Below are 10,791 nucleotides of genomic sequence, written 5' to 3'. Positions count from 1 at the left end.
GCGCAGCAGTGGGCCATGGATGGCCCACGCCCCGCATTCGGACAGGATGTCCGACTAAGGGGCGGAGCAATCCCCGGACCGGCGGACGACGCCGCTCCGCAGACGCAAGCCCTATACGCAACAGCAGGCCCCTCACTGCGTTCGGGACGACAGGCAACTCTAACCGTCACCCAAAAAAAGCGCCCCGGCGAAAACCGGGGCGCTTACGCGTGTGCGCAACTGACGGCAGATCAAATCAGAACGTCACGCTCCAGCTGTTGATGTAACCCACGTCACCACCGGCGTTGTCGTTGACGCGCAGCTTCCACGTGCCATTGAGCGGCTCGCTGGAGAGATTCAGCGTGACCGTCTTGTTGACGTTGTCGGCACTGCCGCCGGTGCGGTTGTGGATGTTGTAGAGCGAACCATCCGGCGCAACCAGGTCCACCTTCAGGTCACCCTGGTAGGTGTGCACGATGGCGACCGTCACCGAGGCGTTGCTCGGCGCGTTGCCGGTCCGGCCCGACACCGTGATCGGACTGTCGACGGTGGCGTTGTCGCTGATCGTGTAGTCGGCGGTGTTGCTGTAGGTCTGCGTGCCGCCACCGCCGGTGTTGTAGCTGCCGGTCAGCGACAGGCCCGAGTACGCCGAATAGCCGCGAACCAGCACGTAGTACTTGCCCGTCTGCGCCGTGGCGATGTTGCAGGTTTCGGCATTGCTGCTGCCTTCGGACTTGCAGGTGTACGAGGTCGTGGTCGGCGCACTGCCGAACTTCACGTACAGATCGGCATCGCCGCTGCCACCGCTGGTGACGAACTTCAGGCCCGTGGCCCCGGCCGGCACGTCGAGCGAGTACAGCTTGTCGCTGCCGGCGGCACCGCTGACACCGGTCACGGCGACACCGTTGGTCAGCGGCGTCGTGGTCGGCGGCGGCGTGGTGCCGTTGGTGGCGTCGACCACGGCCTTGGCGTTGAGGATGCCCGGGCCGATCGGCTGCGACGGCGTCGACGGGAACGCGGTGACGTTGCCCTTGATCAGCGCTTCGACCTGCGCCGGCGTCTTCGGCGTGGTCGCCACCGACTGGATCAGCGCCACTACGCCGGCGACGTGCGGGGTCGCCATCGAAGTGCCGTTGTAGGACGCGTAGGTTTCGGCGCCCGGCGTGGTGGCACCACTGTTGAGCGTGGACAGGATGTTCGAGCCCGGCGCGGCGATATCGATCAGCGAACCGTAGTTGGAGAAGCTCGAACGTGCGCCGGTGCTGGTGATCGAAGCCACCGCGATGACGTTGTTGCAGTTCGCCGGCGAAGCGTTGGAGACGTTGGTGTTGTCGTTGCCGGCGGCGATGACCAGCGTGGTGCCGCGACCGACCGCGCCGTTGATGGCAGTCTGGGTGGTGGTGCCGCAGGCACCACTGCCACCGAGGCTGAGGTTGATGACTTCGGCCGGATTGGCATTGGCCGGGACGCCGCTGACGGTGCCGCCCGAAGCCCAGGTGATCGCATCTGCGATGTCGGAGTCGTAACCGCCGCAGGTGCCGAGCACGCGCACCGGTACGATCTTGGCGCCATAGGCGACGCCGGCGACGCCCTTGGCGTTGTTGGTCACCGCGGCGATCGTGCCCGCGACATGCGTGCCGTGCCAGCTGGAACCCTGCGCGGCATGGGAGCCACCGCACTGGTTGGCACTGACCCAGTCGCCCGGATCGCTGGCATCGCTGTCGCGACCGTTGCCGTCGTTCGATACCGACGTGTCGATGATGAAGTCGTAGCCGGGCAGGATGTTGGCGTTGAGATCGCTGTGGTTGGTGATGCCGGTGTCGAGCACCGCAACCACCGCGCCGCTGCCATTGGTGACGTCCCAGGCCTGGTTGGCCTTGATGCCGTAGGTCCCCGAATAGCCCCACTGCTCGCTGTAGCGCGTGTCGTTGGGAGTCAGCAGCGGCTTGTTGAGCTTGTCGACTTCGACGTACTCCACGCTCGGGTCGGCGGCGATCTGGCGCATCAGCGCCTCGGCCTCGACGCGGTCGAGCCTACGCGCGGCGCGCACTACTTCGGCGCCGGTGGCGATGCGGCGGACGTGGGTCAGACCCACGGCATTGCCGGCGTTGCCAAGCGCACTGCGCATGGTCGCGGCGTTGGTCTGGGCGGCACTGCCGTCCTTGTACTTGACGATGAAGCGGTCGTTGCCGGTGTCGGCCTGCAGACCGGAGAGGTTGACGCGGGCCTGCTGGGCCAGGGCGGGTGCGGCGAAGCCGGTGGAGATGGCCAGGACGGTTGCTACGGAGAGTGCGTGCATGCGGATGCGACGCGATTGACGATCGGACATCGGATGGAACCCCCAAAGTCATGAACTTCGTAATGGTCGGGTCCGGCCTTTCGATGCGGGTCACGTCGCCGCGAGCAGCTCGCTGCGGATCACCACGCCGGGGCCGGGCACGTTCGGCGGTTCGCCACGTCGAGGTGGCGACCGTTTGATGCCTGCAACCACGACCGCAGCGGACTGCGGCCACCCGCGCAGCACGCGCGCTTCGCGATCTCCGGTGCCGGGGCATGGAGCCCCGTCTGGCGGGTACGGCGAGGAATACGCGCTGTCGGGCCTTGCACCCCGCCCGCCAGACGGCTGCAACGAGGTCGAGAGCAGCCCCCTCCGCTCTCAAACCAGCTCAACGCAGCAATACCTCGCCCCCCCTACCGCCTATCGAGTGAACAGGGTCGGCAAAGTTGGAGAAATAAGCAGCCCGTCGCGTTCAGCGTTGAGCGCCCCTGTTCAGCTGAATCGGGAGCCCGCATCGGGATCTGCGCCTGAGGTGAAAAGCCAACGTCCATGGATCCCCGCCTTCGCGGGGATGACGGTGGGGTTGGGAGGGGGCGTCAAGGCGCGAGAAGAACGTCGCTGGGTCCCCGCCTTCGCGGGGATGACGGTTTTCTTTAGCCCCTCTCCCGCTTGCGGGAGAGGGGTTGGGGTGAGGGCCGCCGAAGACCGGGCAACAAAATGCCGAAGCGTCGTCCGCCGCCTGAGCCTGCACCTGCACCTGCACCTGCACCTGCACCAATGCCTATGCGATCAGAACATCCCGGTTTCGAGACGCGCCGCTTCCGACATCATGCTGCGGTTCCACGGCGGGTCGAAGACCAGGTCGACGTCGGCCTCGGCCACGGTCGGGATCATCTCCAGCTTGTCGCGCACGTCGGCCACCAGGATGTCGCCCATGCCGCAGGCCGGCGCGGTGAGCGTCATGCGCACCTCGACACGACGCTTGCCCGGCTGCTCCGGATGCGCCTGGATGCTGGCCTCGTAGACCAGCCCCAGATCGACCACGTTGATCGGAATCTCCGGATCGAAGCAGGTGCGCAACTGGCGCCACACCAACTGCTCGACCGCCTCGTCGTCGGCGCCCTCGGGCAGTTCCAACGGCTCTGGCGGCTCCTTGCCGATGGCGTCGGCGTCCCGTCCCGCGACGCGGAACAGATTGCCTTCGACGAACACGGTGTAGCTGCCGCCAAGGCCCTGGGTGATGTAGCCGATGCTGCCCGCGGGCAACGTCAACTGTTCCCCCTGGGGGACCATGACAACGGCGCAATCGCGCTCGAAACGGACGGGTTCGCTGCTGCGGGAATACATGCCGGAAAGATTGGGGTGCCGGAGCGTGGCACAAGGCCGGCAATTCTACCGGTGTACGCCCCCGAGCACGCGCACCGCCCCTGGCGGCCCGGCTATGCTGTTGCATTGACCGTCCCCCGAGTAGTCGATGACCCCACCCGCCCCGCCTGCCCGCCGCGCCTCGTGGTTTTCGTGGTTGCTTCTGCTGCTGGGTGCCTGCGGGTTTGCCGCGGTGTGGGTCCTGCTGAGCCTGTACACCGGCCGCCAGAACGGCTGGATGGCCGTGCTCGGCGCGCTGGACATCGCCTTGATGCTGCGCTTGGGCGGCTGGCGCCCCGGTTTTGGACGGCTGCTGGCGGGGGTGCTCGCCACCGCCGCGATAGTGATTGCCGCCAACTGGTTCATCACCGCCACCCAGCTCGGCGCCATGCTCGGCCTGCCGCCGTGGGAGTCGGCTTTGCGCCTGGGACTCCACCACGCCTGGATCCTGGTACAACTGGCCAACGGCGTGGCCGACCTGGCCTGGATCACCGTCGGCCTGATCGTCGCGGCCTTGCTGTCGCGCTGAGATGGTGTCGCGTTGAGATCCTCTACGTGGACTCGTCCAGGCAGGTCTCGAACAGCGCCACCGCCTCGTTGATCTCCGCCACCGACAACGCACCGTAGCCCAGCAGCAGACCGGCGCGGTCGGGCGGGTCGAGGTAATAAGGACGAATCGGATACAGCCCCAGCCCCAGGCTGCGGGCGCGCGCGATGAAGGCATCGCCCTGCTCGGCATTGCGCCCCTTCAGCCAGACCACCAGGTGCATGCCGGCACGCGAGTCGTTGATCTGCAACCGTCCGTGGCTGCAGCGCTTGAGCCCGTTGAGCAGTGCCGCGCGGCGCTCCTTCAGCGTTTTCCAAGTGCGGCGCAGGTGCCGCTCGAACCCCCCGTCGCCCATGAAGCGCGCCAGCGCCGCCTGCTCGATGCCGCACGAACCGAAATCGTCCTGCCACTTGGCGTTGACGAAGTCGCCGCGCAGGCCCGGCGGCACCACCGCATAGCCCAGGCGCAAGGACGGGAACATCACCTTCGAGAACGTGCCGACGTAGATCACCCGCGCGCTGTCGTCGAGCGAGCGCAACGCCGCCAATGGCCGCGCGTCGTAGCGGAACTCGCCGTCGTAATCGTCCTCCAGGATCCAGCTGTCGTTGCGCCGCGCGTAGTCGATCAGCGCCAGGCGGCGCTGCAGCGACAGCACCGCACCGCTGGGGAACTGGTGCGACGGCGTCACGCAGACCAGCTTCGGCGCCGGCAGCGGCAGGTCGTCGCAGACCAGGCCCTGTGCATCGACGCCGACGGTGCGCACGTTGGCGCCGTGGATCTGCAGCGCTTCGCGCATCGCCGAGTAATGCGGCTCTTCGAGCACGGCCTCGTCGCCCGGATCGAGCAGCACACGTGCGGTAAGTGCGACGGCCTGCTGCGTGCCGTGGACGATCACCACGTCCTCGGGCTGGGCCTGCACACCGCGACGCCGGCCCAGGTAGTCGCAGACCGCCTCGCGCAGTGCCAGCAGTCCCTGCGAGGGCGGATAGGTCGGCGAGGTATAAGCCGCGGCGTGCGCCAGCTCGCGCGCCCAGGCACTGGTCAATGCCGGATTGGTCAGCGGCATGCCGTACTGGAAGGCATAGCGGATGCCGGGAATGCTGCGGCCCGGGATGCGCAGGTGGTCGTGGATGACACGGGCACGACGGGCAAACTGCGACTGCGCCGGCAGTGGCGCGTCGACGCCGTGGATCGGCCTGGCCGACTGCACCGGCGGCGTCACGTAACTGCCGGATCCGACGCGTCCATCGACGAAACCCTCGGCGCGCAGCTGGTCGTAGGCGGCCAGCACGGTGTTGCGCGAGACGCCCAGTTCACGCGCCAGCTGCCGCGTGGCCGGCAAACGCGCACCCTGGCTGACCCGGCCGGCAAAGACGGCGCTCTTGAGGGCGCGGGTCAATTGCGCGTGCAGCGGACCGCGTCCGTCGAGTTGCAGGTGCATGGCCGGCCTCCTGGAGGGGCATGGCGGATTGGCCCCATTCAAGCCCGATGAATTGGACCTTGCCAGTGCCACTTTGCCACGGCTCCATAGGGCCAATCCCGTGCGAATGGACCTCCGCCATGAAAGCACCCGCCCGTGACCCTGCCTCCGCCACCACCGCTGCCGCGTGGGAGCGCCCCGCCGCCGCCTGGGCCTGGATCCTGATCGGCGGCCTGACCGTCGGTGCCTTCGACCTGCTGTTCGCGATGATCTGGTGGGCGCCGCTGGGCACCTCCCCGATCCGCATTCCGCAATCGGTCGCCGCGTGGGTGATCGGCCGCGATGCCGCCTTCGCCGGCGGCGCGGCGACGGCCTTGTTCGGTGCGGCGCTGCACTTCTACCTGATGACCGCGATCGTGGCGATCTACCACGTCGCCAGCCGCGGCCGTCCCTGGCTGCTCGAGCATCCGCTGCGCAACGGGGCGATCTACGGCGCGCTGTGCTACGTGCTGATCCACGTCATCGCCGTGCCGATGTTCTCGGCGGCGCCGCCGCGGCGCTTCCTGCTGGACTGGTCGATCGCCTGCCTGCTCGCGCACATGCTGCTGGTCGGCGTTCCCTGTGCGTTGTTCGCGCGCAGGTGGCACAGCGCCGGCTGATCCAAGAGCCATGTGATCCAGCCACCGCTATTGCGGTGGCGGTTCGCCCTCTGCTGCGCCCCCGCCGACCACCGGGCCCGGCCGGCCCGCCGTCGGTGACATGAGCGCACCCACCTCCTTCGACACGCTGCGCAGGTGCACGTCCGATTGCGGGAACGGCATCTCGATGCCGGCGTCGCGCAGTGCCGCATGCACCCGCGTCATCAGCTCGCTGCGGATGCCGGTCCAGTTGTCGAAGTCGTAGGTCCAGGCGCGAATGGCGAAGTTGAGCGAACTCGCGCCCAGCCCGGTAAACAGCACCACCGGCACCGGCGACCTGGCCACGTGCGGCGTTTCGGTGGTGACCTTCATCAGCAGCGCGATGACCTGCGAAGGCTCCGAGTCGTAGCCCACCCCAAGGTCGATGTCGATGCGCCGGCTCATGTCGAGCAGGGTCCAGTTGGTCAGTTTCTCCGACAGCAGTGTGCCGTTGGGCACCACCACGTCGGCGCCGTCGAAGGTCTTGATGGTGGTGGCGCGCATGCCGATTTCGCGCACGCGACCGGTGGTGCCGGTGATCTCGACCACGTCGCCGGGCTGGATCGGCCGCTCGAACATCAGGATCAGGCCGGAGACGAAGTTGTTGACCACGTTCTGCAGGCCGAAGCCGATGCCGACGCCGAGCGCGCCGAACAGGAACGCCAGTTGCCCGACCTTGAAGCCGGCAGCGGCCAGCGCCACCACCAGGCCGATCAGCAGCAGCGCGTAGTAGCTCAGCGAAGCCACCGAGTTGCCGACGCCGCGCGGCAGCGACATCTTCGACAGGACCTGTTCCTGCAGAACGAAACGGACGATGCGGGCGGTCCAGAAGGCGATGAACACCGAGATCGCGAACACCAGGATGTGGCCGAGACTGATGGATATCTCGCCGAACTTGACCGCGTACGTCAGCACCGACTCGACCACCGCGTACACCGGCCGGAAGATGCGGAAGCGGCTCATCGCGAAGGCAATCCAGCCCAGCACCGCGGCGATCCTCAGCAGCTTGTTGAAGCCCTGCAGGATCGGCGCGGCGTGCTCCCTGGCGAGACGGAAGCGCGAGGCGCTGCGGCGCGCGATCATCAGTTGCAGCAGCGTGTTGAACACGTTGATGCCGGCATACAGCACCAGGCCGAGGTAGCCGCTGTCGACCACGCCGGCGGTCAGCATCTCCGCCAGCGAGACGTTGCCGACGAAGTTCGACACGGCCGAAGCCGCAAGCAGCAGCGTGGCGCCCCAGGCGATCGCGTGGATGATCCGGCTGATCCGCGCCGCCGGATCGTCCGCGGATAGCGGTTTGCGCGAGCGCCACAGCAGCCACAGCATCAGTGCCATCGCCAGCAGTGTCAGGCCAAGGTAGTACCAGCGGTACATCAGCTCGCTGGCGAGGAATACGAAGCCCAGGCGCTCGAGCAGGTACAGGCCGGTGGCGACGAAAGGCCAGACTCCGAGCAGACGCTTGCTGTCGGGCGGCAGCAAACGCAGCACCGGCACCAGCGCCACCAGCATCGCGAACTGGTGCGCCAGCAGCGGCGCATCGGGTTCGAACACCAGCACGCCCATCATCGACAGCAGGAGCCATGACGATATCGGCCGGCGCAGGACGCGGTTGGAGGCTTCGCTTTCCAGACCGGTTGGCGCCTGCTTGCGCGTGCGGAAACTCAGCCACACCAGCACCGGCAGCAACAGGATCTGCAACCAGTGCAATGCGCGCTGGTTGCCCAGGTCGGCCGCGCTGTACTGGCTGACGAAACGGCTTTCGATCTCCAGGCCGGTGCGGATCGAATCCAGTGCCGATTCGCCGTCGCCCTGCGTGCTTTGCGCCGCCCACAGCGGCGGTGCATCCAGGCGTATCAGGCGGCTGTCGATGAAATCGATGGCCTGGTTGACGGCCTTCTGGCCGGCCTGGATCCGCGCCTCCACCGAGTTGCCGCGGCGGCCCAGCGCGATCTGCTTTTCCAGTGGCGCCGACAGCGCCTGCTCGGCCTGCTTGAGTTTGGCGACCACCGATTCGATGCGGTTGTCGAGCGCGGTGGCGAGGCTGCCGGCCTGCGCGGCGACCTTGGTTGCATCCCAGTCGGCGCGGCGGCGTGCGAGTTCGGCGGCATCCTCGCCTGAGGGCGCGCTGGCCTGGCGCAGGTCGGACTGCCAGCGCGCGTATTGGCGGGCATCGAACTTCCAGTGCCGGTCCAGGCTTTCCAGGCGCATCACCGGAAGGGTGCGCATGTCCTTGGAGACGAAGAGCTTGGCCTTCTCGTTCACCGAGCGCTCGATCGCCGCCAGGCGCGGAGACAACTCCCGGGTCAGGTCCGACGTCGACGCCCTCAGGATCACGTCCTGGGCGAAACGCTCGTCATCGTCGGCGCGGTTGGGAATGTCGGCGACCGGGATCGCCGTGGGTCCCTTGTCCTTGGCCTCGACCAGCGCAGGTGCGGTCTGCGCGCCGGCAGCGGGAATGACGAGCATGCCCGACAGGCACAGGACGCAGGCAAGCAGGGCGGAAATGCGCGACATCGTGGCTCCAGGCCGTCTGACCGGTCCGCTGCCTTGCACCCTTTGGGGCAGCTGCAACGCGGATACTGCGGCAGAGCAAACCCCAGTGGCGCGGGATCGTCAACGCATCATGGCCTGGCACGTCGCACGTTCACGTCACCGTCACGGCGATTCGAACGCAACGGCCTTCGCGTTTGCCAGGACCGAACGCTGCGGCCAGTCGCGAGGAACTGGCCGCAGCCGGCGACACTCACATCGTCGATGCCTTCACCGAAACGCCCGTGAAGCTGCTCACGCCCAGCACCTTCACGAAGTACGCGCCGGCGGCGGGAGCGTTGATGGTGATGGTCTGGTTGTTGCCCGGGCGCTGCGAGATTGCGTCGTAGGTAGTCGTGGTCGGCTCGCTGCCGTTCTTCACCAGCAGCTTGACCTGGCCGGTGCCGCCGTAGGTGGTGACGTTGAGGCGGGCCGTTCCCGCGGCCGCAGGGAACACGTACACATAGCCGTCGTTGGCGTTGCCGCGCAGGCCGGTCTTGGCGATGCCGTTGGACAGCGGCTGGCCGCCGGTCCTGGCCACCACCACCGCGGCACCGGCATCGACGATGCCCGCACCCAGCGGGCGGTCCGGCGTGACCGGGAACGGCCTGGCGGTCTGCTTGAGCAGCGCCGCAAGCTCGGCCGGCGTCTTCGGCGTGGCCAGCGCACTCTGCACGATCGCCGCGACACCGGCGACGTGCGGCGCCGCCATCGACGTGCCGACCATGCCGCCGTAGCCGGCGACGGTGGGGACGGTCGTCCCCATGTTCACCGTCGACCAGATGTAGCCTTCGATCTGGGTGGCGCCGTCGTTGATGCCACCACCCGGGGCGGCGATATCGACGCGCGCGCCGTAGTTGGAATAGCTGGCGCGACGACCACTGATGCCCGATGAGCCGACGGTGATGACGTTCTGGCAGTTGGCAGGCGTGTGCGAGGACACGTCGCCGTTGTCGTTGCCGGCGGCGACCACGATCGTGGTTCCGCGCGAGACCGCGCTGTCGATCGCCGCCTGCGTCGGTGCATCGCAGGTGCCGCTGCCGCCCAGGCTCATGTTGATCACTTCGGCCGGATACGGATTGTCCGGCACGTCGTCGACGTGGCCGCCGGAGGCCCACACTATCGCGTCGTTGATGTCGGAGTCGTAGCCGCCGCAGTGGCCGAGCACGCGCACCGGCACGATCTTGGCGTCGCGGGCGACGCCGGCCATGCCGATGCCGTTGCCGGTGACTTCGGCAATCGTGCCGCTGACATGGCTGCCATGCCACGAGCTGTCGCGCTTCGGGCTGCCGTTGTAGCACTGGTTGGCGGCGATCCAGTCGCCGGTGTCGGCGCCGCCGGCAACGCGGCCGTCGCTGTCGCGGCCCGACACTTCGTGATCGAAGATGAAGTCGTAACCGGGCAGCAGGTTACCGGCCAGGTCGGGATGCTCGGTGACGCCGGTGTCCAGCACGGCGACCACCACGCCCGCGCCAGTGGCGTTGGCGTCCCAGGCCGCCTGCACACCGGCGCCGCCGACCGGGTGATTGAAGTGCCACTGGTGCGTGGCGAAGTTCGGATCGTTCGGCGCCGCGGTGGCCTGACGCAGCCGGTCGGGCACGACGTACTCGACCGCCGGATCGGCGGCAATCGAACGCATCAAAGTCTCGGCCTCGACGCGATCGAGTCGGCGCGACATCCGCACCAGATGAGCGCCGCTGCCGGCGAGGCGGCGAAGGTGTCGTGCACGCGCGGCGGCAATGCCGGCACGCGCGGCGACGGCACGGGACGCCACGGCGTCGAGGGCACGCGTGAGTTGCGCGGCATCGGCCTGGGGCGCGCTACCGTCGCGGTATTTGACGATGAAACGGTCGTAACCGGCACTGTTGCCAGCCATCGCACCGGTGTCGGTGCGCACGACCGCAGGCTTGCCGGCGGCGGCTGAGAGAGCGGTACCGGTCGCACCGGCTACGAGGATGGCGGCAAGCGCCACCGAGAGAGTCTTGCGCTGCATGGT

General features: G+C 67.9%; 6 protein-coding genes and 2 pseudogenes. 2 read left to right on the top strand and 6 right to left on the bottom strand.

The window, feature by feature from the left end; translation table 11 throughout:
• Positions 1-235: 235 nt before the first annotated feature.
• The 3 genes and pseudogenes from AC3A3X_RS03290 to sufT form a co-directional block, all read right to left on the bottom strand.
• Positions 236-466: pseudogene (locus AC3A3X_RS03290) on the bottom strand (proprotein convertase P-domain-containing protein); the annotation flags it as partial.
• 129 nt (positions 467-595) lie between these two features.
• Positions 596-2,308 (bottom strand): annotated as a pseudogene (locus AC3A3X_RS03285) (S8 family peptidase); the annotation flags it as partial.
• A 738-nt stretch (positions 2,309-3,046) separates the two neighbouring features.
• Entirely contained in the window at positions 3,047-3,604 is a 558-nt protein-coding gene (gene sufT / locus AC3A3X_RS03280) for a putative Fe-S cluster assembly protein SufT (protein WP_487581614.1), read from the bottom strand.
• Positions 3,605-3,731: 127 nt separating this feature from the next.
• Between sufT and AC3A3X_RS03275 the strand changes: the two genes are divergently transcribed.
• On the top strand, positions 3,732-4,151 hold the full coding sequence (locus AC3A3X_RS03275; RefSeq protein WP_487581613.1) for a hypothetical protein: 420 nt from the start codon (positions 3,732-3,734) through the stop codon (positions 4,149-4,151).
• Positions 4,152-4,173: 22 nt separating this feature from the next.
• Here AC3A3X_RS03275 and pdxR read toward each other — a convergent pair whose 3' ends face one another.
• Complete coding sequence (gene pdxR / locus AC3A3X_RS03270; protein WP_487581612.1) at positions 4,174-5,610, bottom strand: MocR-like pyridoxine biosynthesis transcription factor PdxR; 1,437 nt, start codon at positions 5,608-5,610, stop codon at positions 4,174-4,176.
• A gap of 119 nt (positions 5,611-5,729) precedes the next feature.
• Between pdxR and AC3A3X_RS03265 the strand changes: the two genes are divergently transcribed.
• Positions 5,730-6,248, top strand: a complete 519-nt coding sequence (locus AC3A3X_RS03265) for a hypothetical protein (protein ID WP_487581611.1) — start codon at positions 5,730-5,732, stop codon at positions 6,246-6,248.
• Positions 6,249-6,275: 27 nt separating this feature from the next.
• Here AC3A3X_RS03265 and AC3A3X_RS03260 read toward each other — a convergent pair whose 3' ends face one another.
• Positions 6,276-8,780, bottom strand: coding sequence for a mechanosensitive ion channel family protein (locus AC3A3X_RS03260; RefSeq protein ID WP_487581610.1), 2,505 nt, complete (start codon positions 8,778-8,780; stop codon positions 6,276-6,278).
• A 229-nt stretch (positions 8,781-9,009) separates the two neighbouring features.
• Positions 9,010-10,788: a S8 family peptidase gene (locus AC3A3X_RS03255; protein WP_487581609.1), complete on the bottom strand. Its 1,779-nt coding sequence runs from the start codon at positions 10,786-10,788 to the stop codon at positions 9,010-9,012.
• Positions 10,789-10,791 lie beyond the last annotated feature (3 nt).

The organism is Lysobacter sp. Soil_N_23, from assembly GCF_057656135.1.
The sequence above is the reverse complement of the archived record's forward strand: the minus strand, read 5'-3'. Positions and strand labels throughout refer to the sequence as shown.

Coding starts and splice junctions, on each gene's coding strand:
- sufT (WP_487581614.1), bottom strand. CDS start 3,604: ATGTATTCCCGCAGCAGCGAACCCGTCCGTTTCGAGCGCGATTGCGCC.
- AC3A3X_RS03275 (WP_487581613.1), top strand. CDS start 3,732: ATGACCCCACCCGCCCCGCCTGCCCGCCGCGCCTCGTGGTTTTCGTGG.
- pdxR (WP_487581612.1), bottom strand. CDS start 5,610: ATGCACCTGCAACTCGACGGACGCGGTCCGCTGCACGCGCAATTGACC.
- AC3A3X_RS03265 (WP_487581611.1), top strand. CDS start 5,730: ATGAAAGCACCCGCCCGTGACCCTGCCTCCGCCACCACCGCTGCCGCG.
- AC3A3X_RS03260 (WP_487581610.1), bottom strand. CDS start 8,780: ATGTCGCGCATTTCCGCCCTGCTTGCCTGCGTCCTGTGCCTGTCGGGC.
- AC3A3X_RS03255 (WP_487581609.1), bottom strand. CDS start 10,788: ATGCAGCGCAAGACTCTCTCGGTGGCGCTTGCCGCCATCCTCGTAGCC.